Annotated in this window: 15 protein-coding genes; 7 read left to right on the top strand and 8 right to left on the bottom strand. The window is 65.9% G+C overall.

Features of this window, described 5'->3' with window-relative positions; all coding sequences use genetic code 11:
• Positions 1 to 11: 11 nt before the first annotated feature.
• Together MUB52_RS04490 and MUB52_RS04485 are read right to left on the bottom strand one after the other, a co-directional pair.
• Positions 12 to 1,061, bottom strand: coding sequence for a PucR family transcriptional regulator (locus MUB52_RS04490; protein WP_263842998.1), 1,050 nt, complete (start codon positions 1,059 to 1,061; stop codon positions 12 to 14).
• Positions 1,062 to 1,319: 258 nt separating this feature from the next.
• Positions 1,320 to 2,258, bottom strand: coding sequence for an aldo/keto reductase (locus tag MUB52_RS04485; protein WP_263842997.1), 939 nt, complete (start codon positions 2,256 to 2,258; stop codon positions 1,320 to 1,322).
• Positions 2,259 to 2,330: 72 nt separating this feature from the next.
• On the opposite strand from MUB52_RS04485, the gene MUB52_RS04480 reads away from it, so the two are divergent.
• Positions 2,331 to 2,717, top strand: coding sequence for an ectoine synthase (locus MUB52_RS04480; RefSeq protein ID WP_263842996.1), 387 nt, complete (start codon positions 2,331 to 2,333; stop codon positions 2,715 to 2,717).
• A 234-nt stretch (positions 2,718 to 2,951) separates the two neighbouring features.
• Here the strand turns inward: MUB52_RS04480 and plsY are convergent, their stop codons facing one another.
• From plsY to MUB52_RS04460, 4 genes are all read right to left on the bottom strand, one after another.
• Entirely contained in the window at positions 2,952 to 3,560 is a 609-nt protein-coding gene (gene plsY / locus MUB52_RS04475) for a glycerol-3-phosphate 1-O-acyltransferase PlsY (protein WP_263842995.1), read from the bottom strand.
• Positions 3,560 to 4,843 (bottom strand): dihydroorotase, encoded by a 1,284-nt coding sequence (pyrC, locus tag MUB52_RS04470; RefSeq protein WP_263842994.1) that lies wholly within the window; start codon positions 4,841 to 4,843, stop codon positions 3,560 to 3,562. Before pyrC ends, plsY begins: the two co-directional genes overlap by 1 nt.
• Positions 4,844 to 4,960: 117 nt before the next feature.
• Positions 4,961 to 5,506, bottom strand: coding sequence for a hypothetical protein (locus MUB52_RS04465; RefSeq protein ID WP_263842993.1), 546 nt, complete (start codon positions 5,504 to 5,506; stop codon positions 4,961 to 4,963).
• A complete protein-coding gene (locus tag MUB52_RS04460; RefSeq protein WP_263842992.1) occupies positions 5,503 to 6,450 on the bottom strand; it encodes an aspartate carbamoyltransferase catalytic subunit in 948 nt (315 codons plus the stop codon). The genes MUB52_RS04465 and MUB52_RS04460 overlap by 4 nt, the downstream gene beginning before the upstream one ends.
• Before the next feature lie 107 nt (positions 6,451 to 6,557).
• Here MUB52_RS04460 and MUB52_RS04455 point away from each other — a divergent pair, with 107 nt between their 5' ends.
• From MUB52_RS04455 to MUB52_RS04435, 5 genes are all read left to right on the top strand, one after another.
• Positions 6,558 to 7,334 (top strand): uracil-DNA glycosylase, encoded by a 777-nt coding sequence (locus MUB52_RS04455; RefSeq protein WP_263842991.1) that lies wholly within the window; start codon positions 6,558 to 6,560, stop codon positions 7,332 to 7,334.
• Positions 7,327 to 7,938: a LysE family translocator gene (locus tag MUB52_RS04450; RefSeq protein ID WP_263842990.1), complete on the top strand. Its 612-nt coding sequence runs from the start codon at positions 7,327 to 7,329 to the stop codon at positions 7,936 to 7,938. The genes MUB52_RS04455 and MUB52_RS04450 overlap by 8 nt, the downstream gene beginning before the upstream one ends.
• Position 7,939: 1 nt before the next feature.
• On the top strand, positions 7,940 to 8,482 hold the full coding sequence (moaB, locus tag MUB52_RS04445) for a molybdenum cofactor biosynthesis protein B (RefSeq protein WP_263842989.1): 543 nt from the start codon (positions 7,940 to 7,942) through the stop codon (positions 8,480 to 8,482).
• Between the two features lie 94 nt (positions 8,483 to 8,576).
• Positions 8,577 to 10,034, top strand: coding sequence for an efflux RND transporter periplasmic adaptor subunit (locus tag MUB52_RS04440; RefSeq protein WP_263842988.1), 1,458 nt, complete (start codon positions 8,577 to 8,579; stop codon positions 10,032 to 10,034).
• Positions 10,035 to 13,439 carry an efflux RND transporter permease subunit gene (locus MUB52_RS04435; protein ID WP_263842987.1) on the top strand — a complete coding sequence of 1,135 codons (3,405 nt, stop codon included), beginning with the start codon at positions 10,035 to 10,037 and terminating at the stop codon, positions 13,437 to 13,439.
• A 108-nt stretch (positions 13,440 to 13,547) separates the two neighbouring features.
• Here MUB52_RS04435 and MUB52_RS04430 read toward each other — a convergent pair whose 3' ends face one another.
• Entirely contained in the window at positions 13,548 to 14,354 is an 807-nt protein-coding gene (locus MUB52_RS04430) for a protein-disulfide reductase DsbD domain-containing protein (protein WP_263842986.1), read from the bottom strand.
• Positions 14,355 to 14,471: 117 nt separating this feature from the next.
• Here MUB52_RS04430 and MUB52_RS04425 point away from each other — a divergent pair, with 117 nt between their 5' ends.
• On the top strand, positions 14,472 to 15,056 hold the full coding sequence (locus MUB52_RS04425; protein WP_263842985.1) for a YqgE/AlgH family protein: 585 nt from the start codon (positions 14,472 to 14,474) through the stop codon (positions 15,054 to 15,056).
• Positions 15,057 to 15,180: 124 nt separating this feature from the next.
• Here MUB52_RS04425 and MUB52_RS04420 read toward each other — a convergent pair whose 3' ends face one another.
• Positions 15,181 to 16,128, bottom strand: coding sequence for an L-threonylcarbamoyladenylate synthase (locus MUB52_RS04420; protein WP_263842984.1), 948 nt, complete (start codon positions 16,126 to 16,128; stop codon positions 15,181 to 15,183).
• Between the last annotated feature and the right edge of the window lie 29 nt (positions 16,129 to 16,157).

Below are 16,157 nucleotides of genomic sequence, written 5' to 3'. Positions count from 1 at the left end.
GGCCGGCTGGGTCAGCGTCTTACCACCGTGGGCAGACCCAGCATCCCCGACAGCGAGGTTCTCTTCGGTGGGGCGCTCTCGCCCTTCTCCTCTCGCCGGATGACCAGTGGCAGGATCGTATCGGCCATGCGGGCATGACGCGGGAAGGCGAACTGATCGTAAGGCTTGCGCTTGCTGATCAGCGGGATCGGGAAGTTCGCCATGCGTGCGTGGCGGGGGAAGGCGAAGGCGTCCGAGGGCTTGCGCTTGCTGATCAGCGGGATCGGGAAGTTCGCCATCCTCGGACCACCTGGTATCAGCGCATTTGTACCGGTCTTCCCGTTGATGAGCAGCGGGAAGGGCCAGGCCGCCATGCGCTGGTGCCGTGGGATCAGTGAGCCCGTGTAGGGCTTTCGCCTGCTGATCAGGGGAATGGGGAAATCGGCCATGCGCCTGTGACGCGGGAAGGCGAATTTGTCGTAAGGCTTACGCTTGCTGAGCAGCGGGATCGGGAAGTCTGCCATGCGCTTGTGTCGCGGGAAGGCAAACTCATCGTAAGGTTTGCGCTTGCTGATCAGCGGGATCGGGAAATTCGCCATCCGTGCATGCCGCGGAAAGACGGACATGGCAAAGGGTTTGCGGCGGCTGATCAGCGGGATCGGCCAGTTGGCCATGTAGAAGTTGTTGGCATCAGGATCGCGCGGCGCCATCAGCATGTGCGGGTGGTCGGTGAGCACGCTCAACCGCCGGTCCACCCTGTCGCTGACCTGGACCTCCTCGATCAGATCACCCATATCCACGGCGCCCATCTCGGCCGTCACATCGCGGGTGGTCTGCGCCACGCTCAACGGTTTGTAGCCGGCGCGGACCATAAGCACCGCACCACCCTTGGCCAAGCGCTTCTTGTAGGCCTCCGCGGTCTCGGTGTTCACGCCTGCGCGGATCAAGCGCGCGTCGGCGTCCTCGGCCTCCTCGAAGAGATGAACAATTCGCTTGGAGAACCGCCGCATGAACAGCAGTTCTTTGCGAACGGCGCGGGCGGTGGCGGTACTCTCGAAATAACGCGTGATGACCTTCGTCATGGTCCCTCCTGTCTGTCGGCCTCACTGGATCCATCGAGGATCAGCGCTGAATCGACCAATTGTGCACGGCGACTGGGAAAACCAGTGGCTTGACTGAAACGATCTTTTCACCCGTTTTTTCTTGCCAAGCCACAGGGGAAAAGCTGGTTCAATAATGTCAGTATAACTTGACGCGATCAAGTGTTGCATTGCTCTGACATCGCAGGACATAGCGCGCGCGGCGTCGGCGTCCAGCCTGCCGCTACGCCCTTGGGGGTCTCAGACCTGCTCTTCGAGGCGGTCGGTGGCCGGTGGCGGGGTCGGGCTGAGCGCTGCGAGCCGGGCGTAAAGCTCGGGGCTCATCTCGTAGCTGAGTGCGTCGAGCGAGGGCGCAAGCTGCTCCGCCGAGCGGGCGGAGATGATCGGCGTGGGCCCCATGGGATGGGCCGCGGCCCAGGCGACGGCGAGCGTGGCCGGGTCAGCGCCGATCTCCTCAGCGATCGTGCTGAGGCCTTGCGCAGCCGCGTGCATCCAGCCCTGCCCATAGCGCGCGGCGTAGCGGTCGTCTTCCGTCAGCCGCCCGGCGCCGCCGCCGCTGTATTTGCCGGTCAGCAGCCCGCCGCCCAGAGGCGAGTAGGGCGCGCAGGCCACGCCCTGATCGGCGCACATGGGCAGGATTTCCACCTCGGCCTGGCGCTTCACCAAGTTGTACATGGGCTGCAGGATGTCGATGGTGATGTCGAACTTGGCAGCGATGCCGATGGCCTTGACCACTTGCCAGGCGGCGAAGTTCGACACACCGACATAGCGGATGAGGCCTTGAGCCTTGAGCTCGGCCATCGCCTCCATGCTTTCGTGCAGGTCGGTGTCTGGATCGAACCGGTGCATGTAGAGGACATCGACCATATCCATGCTCAGCCGCTTACGCGAGATAGCAAAGCTGTCGTGGATATTCCTTTTCGACCCACCGCCGGTATAGGCGGCCTTGGTCGCGATGATCAGGCGGTCACGGTGCTGCCCGAGCATGGCACCCAGCAGTTCCTCCGACGCGCCGTTAGTGTAAACATGTGCGGTGTCGAAATGGGTGATCCCGGCGGCGATGCAGGCGTCAAACATGGCGCGCGAGGCGGCGGCGTCGGCGCGGCCGCCGAACTGCATGGTGCCAAAGGCAAGGCGGCTGGCGGGGGTGCCATCAGGGCTGGTCAGCGGCTGTGTCATGCGGTCAGAAGTGGCATGGCGGGCGCAGCCATGCAACACTCAATAACGAACGCAAGCTGCGAGGAGGTGCGCATGATCGTGACGCGAAAGACAGATCTGCAGGGCACGGTCCGAGATGCCGAGGGGCCGGGGTGGACCAGCCTGCGGCTGCTGGTCAAGAGCGATGGCATGGGGTTTTCGATGACCGAGACGAAGGTGATGCCGGGGGCTGTGCTGCGCCTGCACTACAAGCACCATATCGAGGCGTGTTATTGCATCGGCGGGGCCGGGGAGGTCACCGAAGTGGATAGCGGCGCGGTGCACCGGATCGAACCCGGTGTGCTCTATGCACCCGATGCGCATGATCGTCACGAGTTGCGGGTGATTGGCGCCGCGCCGCTGCATCTGATCTGCGTCTTCTCGCCGGCTTTGCAGGGAGACGAGGTGCACGACCCCGATGGCAGCTATGCGCCGTCCTGACGTCGCAGGCGCTCTGGCCCGAGGATCTGCGCCGGACGTGGGTCAATGACCACGGACCGAACCTGCTCATACCGCACTGCACGGCATGTCTGCTCGGTTTCCACATGACCCTGAGGGCAGCGCCCGCCCGGGGGGCGGGCGGGCGCTGCCCGGCGGTGCCGCCGGGCAGGAGGCGGGATGCGATGCCTCAGGCGCGCCCCTGGCCGAGTGGCGACTTGTTCGGGGGAGAGGCTCTCAGGATTTTCCGCCAATCTTTGGCTCCGTGCCGGCGCGCAGGCGGGCGATGTTTGCCCGGTGGCGCCAGAACACCAGAAGGGTGAGGACGATGCCGAGGATCAGCCCCTCTGCGTGGCCGGTGAAGACCATGAGCGGGCTGCTGGCCGCGGCCGCAAAGAGCGCGCCCATCGACGAGATGCGCGAGGTGGCGGCACCGGCGAGCCAGGCGAGGCAGCAGCCGACCCCGACGGGCCAGGCCAGCGCGAGCACGATGCCGAGGAAGGTGGCCACGCCCTTGCCGCCCTTGAAGCGCAGCCAGATGGGGTAGCAGTGGCCAAGCATCGCCATCAGCCCCGCGATCTGGGCGGTGTCCTCGCCGCCGAAGGCGCGGGCGAGCAGCACTGCGACGGCCCCCTTGCCGCCGTCGAGCAGCAGCGTCAGCGCCGCGGCGGTCTTGTTGCCCGTGCGCAGCACGTTGGTGGCCCCGATGTTGCCCGAGCCGATCTCGCGCAGATTGCCGAGGCCCATCACGCGCGCCAGCACCATACCAAAGGGTATGGAGCCCAGCAGATAGCCGAGGACGGCCCAGAAGGCGAGAAGCGGGGCGGCGTGCTCGAGCGTGGGCATCAGTTTCTCTCGTAAACGCAGGTGCCGCCGACGAAGGTGGAGAGCACCTTGCCCTGCATCCGGGCGCCGTCGAAGGGGGTGTTCTGCGATTTCGATCGCAGGGTGCTGCGGTCCATCAGGAAGGGCGCGTCGGGATCGAAAAGCACCAGATCGGCGGGCGCGCCGACGCTCAGCCGCCCGCAGGCAAGCCCAAGGCGTTTGGCCGGGTTGAACGACATCGCACGCCACAGGGTCGGGAGGGGTATAAGGTCCGCATGATATAGGCGCATGGCCGCTGGCAGCAGGGTTTCGAGCGCCACCGCGCCAGAGGCTGCTTCCTCGAAGGGCAGCCGCTTGCTCTCCTCGTCCTGCGGCGTGTGCATGGAGCTGATCACGTCGATCAGCCCCGACTTCACCGCCTCGGCTACGGCGAGCCGGTCCTGCTCGTCGCGCAAAGGGGGCTTCAGTTTGAAGAAAGTGCGATAGTCGGCCACATCGAGCGCATTCAACGTTAGGTGGTGGATCGACGTGCCCGCGGTGAGATCAAGCCCGTTTGCCTTGGCGCGTGCCAGCGCAGGCAAGGCACGGGCGCAGGTGATCTGGTCGGCGTGGTAGCGCGCGCCGGTCATCTCCACCAGCGCGATATCGCGGTCGAGGCCCATGCGCTCGGCCATAGGCGAAACGGCGGGCAGGCCGCGCAGTGAGGCGAATTTGCCCGAGGTCGCGGCGGCACCTTTGCTCAGACCCGGCTCCTGCGGATGCGCGACAACCAGCGCGCCGAGACCAGCCGCATAGGTGAGCGCCCGGCTGAACACCTTGGTGTCGGTGATCACGCGGTCGCAATCGGTGAAGGCGACGGCGCCCGCGTCCATCAGGAAGCCGATCTCGGTCATCTCGCGCCCCTGCCGCCCCTTGGTCAACGCGGTCATGGGCAGCACGTTGACCGGGGTGGCCTCGCTTGCGCGCCGCGCGACGAATTCGAGCGTTTCGGGGCTGTCGATGGCGGGGTCGGTGTCCGGGCGGGTGATCATCGTGGTCACACCGCCGGCCGCCGCCGCGAGGCCCGCGGAGCGGTAGCTCTCCTTGTGCCGTTCGCCCGGCTCGCAGACCTTCACGCCGAGGTCCACGAGGCCAGGGGCGAGGTATTTCATCCCGCAATCGATCACTCTGCCGGACGTGAGCCGTGGCGCATCCTTCGGTAGATGCCTGGTGATGCGCCCGTCCTCGGCCACGAGGCCGCCGATCACGATCTCGTCCTTTTCAGGGTCGACCAGCCGCGCGTTGAGGAAGGTCAGCTTGCTCACGCGCCGACCCAGATCATCAGGCCGACAACGCCGAAGGCGACCAGCAGGGCGATCATCGCGATGCGGCCGGACATCTTGGGGTCTTTGGGTTCTTTCATCTCTCTTGCGCCTTTGTCGTCATGTGAGAAGCCACCAGAGGCCCAGCCCGATCAGCACGATGATCGCGAGCACCACCATGGCGCTGCCCGCCGGCCCCCGCGCCGGGACATTGGGCGTCATCTGCGGGGTCCCGCTATAGGGTCTGGCGCTTTCCGCGTCGATGGTAGGGCCGCCTGCCGCGGGTCGGTACTCGCGGTAGCTGCCGATGAGCGTGAGTTCGGCACTCGGGCTGAGCGTGGCACTGGCGCCCTTGAAGCTTTCCGAAAAGAGCAGCAGCACGTAGCCGGCGAGCGCATCGAGCTTGGCGCGGTCGGTGGCGAGCGCATTTTCCTCGACCGCGTAGCCTTCGGTGAGGTAGGCAGTCAGCCCCATACCGGTCAGATCGCTGACTGGGAAGATCTCGACGCTGGTGGTGTCGAGATGGGGACTGTTCAGCAACTGGCGTGCAAGGTCCGGCTTTGGCATGGACGCCAGCTGATCCTTGATCTCATCGGGCGGCGCGTTGATCGCGAAGACGCGGATCACCCCGCGCTCGTTCGGAGGGATCTCGATGGTGGTACTCATGCGGGTTCGGCCCGCGTCAGCTTGAGGTTCTGGGCGAGCAGGTCCATCGCCGCCATACGCACGGCGACGCCCATCTCGACCTGGTCCTGAATGACGCTGCGGTTGATGTCATCGGCGAGCGTGCCGTCGATTTCCACGCCGCGATTCATAGGCCCGGGATGCATCACGATGGCATCGGGCTTGGCATGGGATAACTTCTCGGCATCTAAGCCAAACCGGTGGTAGTACTCGCGTTCGCTGGGGATAAACCCGCCGTCCATGCGTTCCTTTTGCAAGCGGAGCATCATCACCACGTCGACGTCTTTGAGCCCCTCGGCCATGTTCTCGAAGACCTCCACGCCGAATTCGGCGATGCCCGAGGGCAGGAGTGTCGGCGGGCCGATGAGGCGCAGGCGGTTCTCCATCTTGCCCAGTAGAAGGATGTTCGAGCGCGCCACGCGGCTGTGCGCGATATCCCCGCAAATCGCGATCGACAGCCGGTGCAGCCGCCCCTTGGCGCGCCGGATCGTCAACGCATCGAGCAGGGCTTGGGTGGGGTGTTCGTGCCGCCCGTCGCCCGCGTTCAGCACCGCGCAGTTCACCTTCTGGGCCAGCAGATCGACGGCGCCCGACTGCGGGTGGCGCACGACCAACAGATCGGGGTGCATGGCGTTGAGCGTGAGCGCCGTGTCGATCAGCGTCTCACCCTTTTTCACCGAGCTCGCCTGCATCGCCATGTTCATCACATCCGCCCCGAGCCGCTTGCCCGCGATCTCGAAGCTCGCCTGCGTGCGGGTGGAGTTCTCGAAGAACATGTTGATCTGGGTGAGCCCGGCGAGCGCATGGCCATGCTTGTCGGGCTGGCGGTTGAGGGCTGCGTAGCGGTCCGCCAGATCCAGCACCGATGCGATCTCCTCCGGGCGCAGGGCTTCGATCCCAAGCAGGTGGCGGTGCGGAAAACTCATGGGCTGCAGCTCATCGTGATTTCCTGCGTTATAGGCAGCGCATGGCGGACGGGCAAGCGGGTCGGATAGCGGTTCATCTCGGCCAGGCAACGTCGTAGGCTGCGGCCATGGAATCATCCGAATTTCATCACGCACTGGCGCTTCTGGAGTGGCAGGTCGAGTTGGGCGCGACCGAGGCGATCTGTGACGCGCCGGTCAATTGCTACGAACTGCCCGAGCGGCTGACGGCGCCGAAGCCGGCCGCACCGGCGCAGCCGCCAGCGGCTCCTGCGGTTGCGACACCAGTCGATCCCGTTGTGGAGGCCGAGGAGCTGGCCGCAGCTGCTGCGGATCTGGACGAGTTGCAGACGGCGCTGGCCGGTTTCGAGCATTGCGGGTTGAAACGCGGAGCGCGGACTCTGGTGTTCTCAGACGGCATCCCCGGTGCGCCCGTGATGATCGTCGGCGAGGCGCCCGGCCGCGACGAGGACCGTGAGGGGCGGCCGTTTGTGGGGCGTGCGGGTCAGCTTCTTGACCGGATGCTGGCGGCCATCGACATGGGCCGCGCCGATCAGGCCGCACCGGTCTACATCACCAACGTGCTGCCCTGGCGCCCGCCGCAGAATCGCGACCCGCAGCCCGAGGAGATCGCCATGATGCGGCCCTTCCTGCAGCGGCACATCGCGCTGGCACAGCCAAAGGTTCTCGTAATCATGGGCAACATCAGCGCGCAGGCGCTCCTGGGCAAGCGCGGCATCACGCGGCTGCGCGGGATATGGACGGACGCCTGCGGCCTGCCGGCGCTGCCGATGTTCCACCCGGCCTACCTGCTGCGCCAGCCGGCGGCCAAGCGCGAGGCATGGGCCGATCTCCTGAGCCTGAAGGCGCGGCTGTCCGATGGTTGATCCGATTGTCCTTGCAGCCTTCATCCCGGCCGCGCTTGCGCTGAACCTCACGCCGGGGGCGGACATGATGTTCTGCCTTGGGCAGGGCCTGCGGGCTGGCCCCAAGGCGGCCTGGCTGGCAAGCGCGGGGATCGCCACCGGCGGGATGATCCATGTGGCGATGGCGGGGCTGGGTCTGAGCGCGCTGGTGGCCTCGGTGCCCTGGGCCTTCGATGTGATCCGATGGATCGGAGTGGGCTATCTGCTCTGGCTCGCCTGGCAGGCACTGCGCGCCGCCCCGCCAGCCGATGCGCCGCCGAAAGGAGCGGCGCGAGATGCATTCCGGTCCGGTCTTCTGGTCAACCTGACGAACCCGAAGGTGATCCTCTTCGTGCTGGCCTTCGTGCCGCAGTTCGTGCGGCCCGAGGCGGGATCGGTGCTCGGACAATTCCTGGTGTTCGGGGCTGTGATTGGTATCGGTGGCTTCGTGATCAACGGGCTCGTCGGCGTCTTTGCGGGCTCCGCAGGCCAGCGGCTGGCCCGGGGCAGCCGGATACTGGACTATCTCACTGCAGGCATCTTCGCTGCCTTGGCCGCACGCCTCGCCGTCTTGGAGAAAGCCTGACATGAGCCGCATTGACGAGAGTATCGAGTTCATCCCTGTGCGCATCGCCGTTTTGACGGTCTCGGACAGCCGCAGCCTCGCCGAAGACCGCTCGGGTGATGTGCTGGTGCAGCGGCTGCTCGAGGCCGGGCACGAGCTGGCCGACCGGCGTATCCTGCCGGACGAGCGGACGCAGATTGCGGCGCAGCTGCGCGCCTGGTGCAAGGATTCAGGCGTTGACGTGGTGCTCTCGACCGGCGGCACGGGGCTGACCGGGCGCGACGTGACGGTCGAGGCGCATCGGGACGTCTACGAAAAGGAGATCGATGCCTTCGGGACCGTCTTCACCATGGTTTCGATGCAGAAGATCGGCACCAGTGCGGTTCAAAGCCGGGCAACGGGCGGGGTCGCCAATGGCACGTACCTCTTTGCGTTGCCGGGCAGCCCGGGTGCCTGCAAGGACGCGTGGGATGAGATTCTCGCCCGGCAGCTCGATTATCGGCACCGTCCGTGCAACTTTGTGGAGATTTTTCCGCGTCTGGATGAACATCGGCGACGGAAATAGCAAATTCGTCCGTAACGTTGCGGCGGATCGGTGTATTTCTCGGCGATCTTGGGGTATAAACGCCCAGGGGTTAAGGTATTAGGATTACGGCGGTATGCGGTTTCTGCGCCAGAGTATGATCGGGGTCTTCCTCGCGGCGGTCAGCCTGGGTTTGCTGGTTTATGCGGCCTATGTCGTGCAGAGCGCAGTGCAGGCGCGGCTGAGCGACGACGCACCGGCGCCACCCCCGCGCGAGCGGGTCTTTGCGGTCCATCTTGAGCGGGCCGAGGCCCGGACCATCACGCCGGTTATGGAGACCTTTGGCGAGATTTCATCACGCCGGACGCTGGAGTTGCGCGCGGCCGTCGCCGGGCGGGTGACGGCTCTGCACGAGAACTTCGAAGATGCCGGCCGTGTAACCCAGGGGGAGGTGCTGGTCCGGATTGATCCGTCCGAAATGCAGGCGGCGGTCGACCGGCTGTCTGCGGATCTGGCGGACGCTGAAGCAGAGATTCGCGATGCGCGACGTGCGCGGGACCTCGCCGGAGCCGAGCAGACAGCGGCCGAACACCAGGTGAGTCTGCGCGAGAAAGCCTACAATCGGCAGCTCGATCTGGCGGGGCGCGGGGTCGGATCGACGGCTGCCGTCGAAACCGCCGAGCTTCAGGCCGCGGCGGCCCGGGCCACCGTCTTGGCGCGGCGCCAGGACGTGGCCCGTGCGGAAGCACGGGTGGATCAGGCCGCAACGCGCCTACTGCGGCAACGGATTGCGCTCACCGAAGCCCGACGCACGCTCGCCGATACCGCCATCGAAGCACCCTTCAGCGGCACGTTGAGCGACACAAGCGTCGTCGAGGGGCGTCTGGTCTCGGCCAACGAGCGACTGGCCGATCTGATCGACCCCAACGATCTCGAAGTCTCCTTCCAGGTGTCCACAGCGCAATATGCGCGGCTGTTGAACCCCGAGGGCGGTCTGATCGACACACGCGTGCTGGCGCGCCTGGATGTGGCCGGCGTGGATGCACAGGCCACTGGCAGCCTCTCACGTGTCAGCGCCGGCGCCGGTGACGGGCAGACCGGACGCCGCGTCTTTGCGCGCCTCACCCATGCGTCCGGGTTCCGTCCGGGCGATTTTGTCACCCTGGAGATCGAGGAGCAGCCGCTACCGGATGTGATCAGCCTGCCGGCTTCTGCGTTGGGGTCTGACTCCACGGTGCTGGTTAACGGCGAGGATAACCGTCTGGAAGTGCTGGCGGTCACGCTCCTTCGGCGCCAGGGCGATCAGGTTCTGGTCCGCGGGGAGGGGCTTGAGGGGCGCGATGTCGTCACCACTCGGACCCCGCTCCTTGGACCAGGGGTCTCCATCCGGGTCTTGCGCCAGGAGGCAGTGGTTTCCGCTGGCGTGCCGGACATGTTGGAGCTCAGCGAAGAGCGGCGGGCGCGGCTCGTGGCTTTTGTGAAAGGCACGGAGCATATGCCGGCCGAAACCAAGGAACGTGTCCTGGCGCAGCTTGCTGAACGCGAGGTGCCTGCGCAGATGGTGGCGCGGATCGAAAGCCGCATGGGCGGCTAGATGCAATCGGGTCCGATATCTGACGCCGCAGGCGGCATCCTGTCCTATTTCACGCGGCACCGTACGGTGGCCAACCTCGTCTTCGTGGCGATGGTCGTCGCCGGTCTGTTCGCGTTTCCAAACATCAGGTCGCAGTTCTTCCCCGATGCAACCTTCGATCAGGTGACCGTGACCGTGACCTGGGATCAGGCCAGCGCCGACGATGTGGACAGCGCAATCATCCAGGTGCTGGAACCGGTGCTGATGCAGGTGGAGGGCGTCACCAAGAGCTGGGCGGTGGCGCGCCCCGACACCGGAACCGTGAGGCTCGAGTTCGAGCCGAACTGGGACATGTCGCGCGCCGCGACCGAGGTGCAGGACGCCGTCGATACCGTGACGGAGCTTCCCGAGGACGTCGAGGAGCCGCGCGTCCGCCGCGCGGCCCGGCGCGACCGGGTCACGGATGTGATCATCGCCGGGCCGGTCTCGCCCGAACAACTGGGGCTCTATGGCGACGAATTCGTCAAACGGCTGTTTGCGGCGGGCGTCACGCGCACGACCTTCCGCGGCTACGCCGCCCCGCAGATCACTGTCGAGGTGCCCTCGATCAAGCTGATATCCAACGATGTCACCATGGCCGAGATCGCCGAGGCCATCGCAGCGGAGGTCGACACCGACCCGGCAGGCAACGTCGCCGGCGCCAATACGCGGGTGCGGACCGGGACCGAAAAGCGCGTGCCCGAGAAGATTGCCGAGATCGTCCTGCGCTCCAACCCCGATGGATCAAAGCTGCGCGTCGGCGACATCGCGCAGGTCACCCAGGAAGGCCCGGATCGGGAGCGCGCCTATTTCGTAGGACCACACCCGGCGATTTCGATCCGCGTCGACCGGGCCGATGGTGGCGATTCCATCGGCGTGCAGCGCACGGTCGAACGGGTTGCTGCCGAGATGCGCGCGACCCTGCAGGACGGGATGAGCATCGAGCTGATCCGGACCCGCGCAGAGGCGATCACCTCACGGCTGAATACGCTGCTCAGCAACGGGCTGACCGGGTTGGGGCTGGTGGTGTGCCTGCTGTTTCTCTTCCTGAACGCGCGCACGGCCTTCTGGGTGGCCGCGGGCATTCCTGCCGCAATGCTGGCGGCCATTGGCCTGATGTATGCCGCCGGGCTGACGCTGAACATGATCTCGCTTTTCGGGCTGATCATCACGCTGGGGATCGTCGTCGATGACGCCATTGTGGTGGCCGAACACGCCGATCACCGCGCACGCCATTTCGGCGAGCCCCCCTTCGTGGCGGCCGAGCGCGCGGCGCGCCGCATGGCGCTGCCGGTCTTTGCGGCCACGATCACCACGGTGATCGCCTTCATGGGGCTGTTCCTGGTTGGCGGGTGGTTCGGTACGATCGTCAAGGACATCCCCTTCACCGTGATCGCGGTGCTGCTGGCGTCATTGGTGGAGTGCTTCCTCGTGCTGCCCAATCACATGGCCCATGCCCTGGCTGCCCAGGCCAAGGAGCGCTGGTATGACTGGCCCAGCCGACAGGTGAACCGCGGCTTTGTCTGGGTGCGGCACAGGCTCTTCAAGCCGATGATCGCAGGCGTCATCACCGCGCGCTATGCGGTGCTGTCGGGCCTCATTCTCATCCTGGCCCTCCAGGTCTCGTACTTCATCAGCGGCGAGGCACAGTGGCGCTTCTGGAACGCACCCGAACGCAGCTCGGTCACGGGCAACTTTGCCATGGCCGAAGGGGCACAGCGCGAGGATGCCCAGGCCATGATGCTGGAGCTGCAGCGGGCCACGGAGGCGCTGGCCGCCGACTATGAGGCGCGCTACGGCGTCAACCCGGTGCTGCATGCCATTGCCGAGGTCGGTGGCACGGCGGGGCGTGGGCTCTCCGGCAGTGAATTCAAGGATCCAGACCTGCTCGGATCCATTTCGATCACGCTGATCAGTCCAGATGATCGTCCCTATTCCAGCTTCGCCTTCACGGCCGATCTGCGTGACCTGGTGACGCAGCATCCGTTGACCGAGGTCCTGTCGTTCCACGGGCAGCGCGACGGGCAGGGCGGCGATGCGCTGAGCGTCGAGTTCTCGGGTCAGGACAGTGATACGCTGAAGGCGGCCAGTCTGGATCTGCAGGCAGCCCTGCTGCGCTATCCCGAGGTGCTCGCGGTTGAAGACAATCTCACCTATGACCGCGAGGAGCTGATCCTCGATCTGACACCCCGTGGTCAGGCGCTGGGATTCACCATAGACGGGCTTGGCCGGGTGCTGCGCCACCGCCTCGGCGGAATCGAGGCGGCGACCTTCCCGGATGGTCCGCGCAGTGCGACCATCGAGGTCCAGTTGCCCAAGGACGAGCTGACCGCCGATTTCCTCGACCGCACCCAAATGCGCACTCCGGATGGGGTCTACGTGCCGCTGTCCGATATCGTCACGGTGCAGAGCCGGATCGGCTTTCGCACCATCAGTCGGGTGAACGGGGTGCGGGTGATCTGGGTGAGGGGGGACATCTCCGCCGATGACCCGCAACGCGCGGCCGAGATCGAACGGGCGCTCGAACAAGACATTCTGCCCAGCATCGAGAGCGAGCATCAGGTGGACTGGAGGCTTTCGGGTCTTGCCGAAGAGGAAGACCGCTTCCTGAGCGAGGCGCTGAACGGTCTGATCCTGTGCCTCTTCGGCATCTACCTTGTGCTGGCCTGGGTCTTCGGCAGCTGGACGCGACCGCTGCTTGTGATGTCGGTCGTGCCTTTTGGTCTCGTGGGCGTCATCTACGGTCATATGGCCTGGGACATGCCGCTCAACATCTTCACGGTGGTCGGGCTGTTGGGCATGACGGGCATCATCATCAACGATTCCATCGTGCTGATCACGACGATTGACGAATACGCAGAGGAACGCGGCTTGATCCCGTCGATCATCGACGGCGCGGCAGACCGGCTCAGGCCGGTCATGCTGACAACGATGACCACCGTGCTGGGCATGTTGCCGATGCTGCAGGAGACCAGCCGTCAGGCCGCTTTCCTGAAACCGACGGTGATCACGCTGGTCTATGGATTGGGCTTCGGCATGGTCATCGTGCTGCTTCTGGTGCCCGCGCTGATCGCGATCAAGCACGACCTCTCGCGCCAGATCAAGGCGATGCGGCGCGGGCTGGTGGCCCCGGTCGCTGTGGTGCGCGCGGGCTTCACCGGGCTCTGGGGGCTGATCGCGCTCTGGGGCGGGGCGACATTGGGGTGGACACTCCTTCAGGGCGGCCTGTCTCCCGTCGTGCTCGGTTTCTTTCCGGAACTGGCGCGCTGGCCGGCGATGAGTGCCGCACTTCTGACCTTCATCGGCGGCGCTGCCGTGCTGGTCTTGGCCGGCTATGTGGTGGCCGCCATCGTATTGCTGCTTAGTCGGAAGCGAGGCGCGGCCTAGAGCAGAACCCCTTCAATCTCAATCAAGATCCAAGACCCCTCACCCCGCAAGGTGCTGGTCGAGCCGCGGATTTCGACATGCTTTGGTGGCACTCAGACCGACGTCGCTCTAACCGGCGCTGCAGCCCCGGACATCGACCGCGTGGTTGCTGCCCAGCACCGTGAGCCGGATGGCCGAACGATCCAGCGCAATCGGCCCACCGTTCACATGGATCATTTCGGAGACGGCGATCACCTCGTCGCCGCTGCGGCGCGTATCGGATTCGCTGACCCAGATATCCGGAAGTCCGGACTCGATCACCATCACCTCGGTGCCGCCGGTATGAGGCACGCCCACGCGCGCCTCGATGCGCAACCCTTCCGCCGTCGGCTCGATGGTGCAGCGCGCGGAGGTCACGCCTGCCTCGGCTGCCGAATAGGGCCCGTCGGCCAGCGCCGCGGCAATCGCTGGGGTCGGGCGCGTCTCGTCGGTCGCGATCACCTCGTCGAACTCGAGCCGGTGCGGAATGCAGATATCCGCACAGATGCCGATATCCATGCTCAACCGTACGTGCACGGGCGACCCTGCTTCTTTCGGCGTGATCGACAGCGGGATCACCAGCCTCTCCGAATATCCGATCGAACGCATGCCGTTTTCGTCAAAGACGTCCGGCCTCGGCCAGGAGATCGCGACGGAGTGCAGATTGCGCGAACCGCGCCAGTCGAAGCTCGGCGGGATGCCAGCATCGCCCGGCGCGCGCCAATAGGTCTTCCAGCCCGCTTCAAGATCCATGTGAACCGCGGCCATGCGACTGCCATCGGCCTGGACCCAGCCATGCAGGACCTGCGCGGTTACCGGCATCGCAAAGCGATCCTGCGCGGCAGCCGGCAGGGCAGCGAGGGCGGTGAGGGCGAAGGCGAGGCGCAGGTGTCTCATGATGTGGATATGCGCGAGCGAGAGTGAAATGCCAAGTCACGATACGGTTAGCCATGTTTCGCCATCTGTCCGGCTATTGCCCTTGCACCCGTCTCGGCCGCAGGTCATGCTGAGGGCATGGGCGAACCCGTTCACGAGACAGACACGCTTGATCTGACCGGCGCGCTTCTGATCGCGATGCCGTCCATGGGTGATCCGCGCTTCGAGCGTTCGGTGATACTGATGTGCGCTTATTCCGAGAAAGGAGCGATGGGGTTGATCCTGAACAAACCCAGCAGCGACGTGCGGATGAGCGACGTGCTGGATCAGCTGGAGATTGCCCCCTCGGAGGATGCGGCCCGGATGCCGGTCTATTTCGGCGGGCCGGTCGAGACCGGCCGAGGCTTCGTGCTGCATTCCGATGACTACGAGTCGAGCCTGCACACCCTGCGTGTTCAGGGTGGGTTCGGTATGACCGCGACGCTCGACATTCTCGAGGAGATTGCCCGCGACCGGGGCCCGGACCATGCGCTGATGATGCTGGGCTATGCGGGCTGGGGGCCCGGGCAGCTGGAGAGCGAGATTGCGCGCAACGGCTGGCTGACGGCAGGCGCGACGCAGCGGCTGGTCTTCGACGTCGCGGCTGAGGACAAATGGTCCGAGGCGCTGCTCAGCCTCGGGATCGACCCGCTCGGGCTGTCGTCCTCGGCGGGCCGGGCCTGACGGCGCCTTTCCGGACGGATCCCAAAGCAATTCTCCTTGAACCTGCATCCCCTATCGCGGCCTGACTTCGATGAAATCAACGCAATAGGTGACACATCCCGTCTCTGGTCAAAGGCGAAACGCTCTAGGCGCGCGGTGCAGCGGCGCGCGCCAGCCGGTCGTTGATGGCGCGGCCCAGCCCGTGATCGGGGATCGGAGCCACGGCGATGGGCTGCCCCTTGGCATCCAACCGGTGCAGCATCTCGAAGAGATTGGCCGCCGCCTCGTGCAGATCGCCGCGCGCCGAGAGGTTCAGGTCTGCTGCCATGGGGCCAAAACCGAGCAGCAGCTCGTCCGGACCGGCCTCCGTCACGTTCGTGCGCAGGGCGGCCTTTGGTGCGTAGTGCGAGGCCAACTGGCCGGGCGCGGTGATCGCCACGGGCGTCGTCGCATGCGGAAGTGGCGCGCCGAGGGCCGCCTCGAGGGCCTCCAGCGGCAAGCCGCCCGCGCGCAGAAGTGCGGGCACGCCATCGAGCCCGATGATCGTGCTTTCGAGCCCTACTGCACAGGGCCCATCGTCAAGCACCGCCGCAACCGTCTCGCCAAGGCCCGCGACCACATGCTGCGCCGTTGTTGGACTGATGCGGCCCGAGGGGTTGGCCGAGGGGGCGGCGACCGGCCCTGCGAAGGCACGCAGCAAGCGCTGTGCCGACGGCTGCGCCGGCACCCGCAGCGCCACCGTGGGTAGCCCCGCCGTGACCAGACCGGAGAGACCGTGATCCTTCCGAAGCGGCAGGACGAGTGTGAGCGGGCCGGGCCAGAAGGCCTGGGCCAGCCGATCTGCGGTGTCGGACCACTGCACGTAAGACTGTGCGGCTTTGGTCGAGGGCAGATGCACGATCAGCGGATTGAAGCTGGGACGGCCCTTGGCAGCGTAGATCGCGGCCACCGCTTCGCCGTTCCGCGCGTCTGCCCCGAGGCCGTAGACCGTTTCGGTCGGGAAGGCCACCAGCGCACCACGGGCGAGCAGTGCTGCCGCCTGGTCGATGCCCGTCGCATCGGGGCGCAGGAGAAGGGGAGGGGCTGAGGTCATCGGGCTCCGTGACGCCGCGTTTCGGTTGC

It is taken from the genome of Roseobacter sinensis (genome assembly GCF_025755255.1).
In the GTDB taxonomy this organism is placed as follows: domain Bacteria; phylum Pseudomonadota; class Alphaproteobacteria; order Rhodobacterales; family Rhodobacteraceae; genus Roseobacter; species Roseobacter sinensis.
The sequence above is the reverse complement of the archived record's forward strand: the minus strand, read 5'-3'. Positions and strand labels throughout refer to the sequence as shown.

Coding starts and splice junctions, on each gene's coding strand:
- MUB52_RS04490 (WP_263842998.1), bottom strand. CDS start 1,061: ATGACGAAGGTCATCACGCGTTATTTCGAGAGTACCGCCACCGCCCGC.
- MUB52_RS04485 (WP_263842997.1), bottom strand. CDS start 2,258: ATGACACAGCCGCTGACCAGCCCTGATGGCACCCCCGCCAGCCGCCTT.
- MUB52_RS04480 (WP_263842996.1), top strand. CDS start 2,331: ATGATCGTGACGCGAAAGACAGATCTGCAGGGCACGGTCCGAGATGCC.
- plsY (WP_263842995.1), bottom strand. CDS start 3,560: ATGCCCACGCTCGAGCACGCCGCCCCGCTTCTCGCCTTCTGGGCCGTC.
- MUB52_RS04465 (WP_263842993.1), bottom strand. CDS start 5,506: ATGAGTACCACCATCGAGATCCCTCCGAACGAGCGCGGGGTGATCCGC.
- MUB52_RS04460 (WP_263842992.1), bottom strand. CDS start 6,450: ATGAGTTTTCCGCACCGCCACCTGCTTGGGATCGAAGCCCTGCGCCCG.
- MUB52_RS04455 (WP_263842991.1), top strand. CDS start 6,558: ATGGAATCATCCGAATTTCATCACGCACTGGCGCTTCTGGAGTGGCAG.
- MUB52_RS04450 (WP_263842990.1), top strand. CDS start 7,327: ATGGTTGATCCGATTGTCCTTGCAGCCTTCATCCCGGCCGCGCTTGCG.
- moaB (WP_263842989.1), top strand. CDS start 7,940: ATGAGCCGCATTGACGAGAGTATCGAGTTCATCCCTGTGCGCATCGCC.
- MUB52_RS04440 (WP_263842988.1), top strand. CDS start 8,577: ATGCGGTTTCTGCGCCAGAGTATGATCGGGGTCTTCCTCGCGGCGGTC.
- MUB52_RS04435 (WP_263842987.1), top strand. CDS start 10,035: ATGCAATCGGGTCCGATATCTGACGCCGCAGGCGGCATCCTGTCCTAT.
- MUB52_RS04430 (WP_263842986.1), bottom strand. CDS start 14,354: ATGAGACACCTGCGCCTCGCCTTCGCCCTCACCGCCCTCGCTGCCCTG.
- MUB52_RS04425 (WP_263842985.1), top strand. CDS start 14,472: ATGGGCGAACCCGTTCACGAGACAGACACGCTTGATCTGACCGGCGCG.
- MUB52_RS04420 (WP_263842984.1), bottom strand. CDS start 16,128: ATGACCTCAGCCCCTCCCCTTCTCCTGCGCCCCGATGCGACGGGCATC.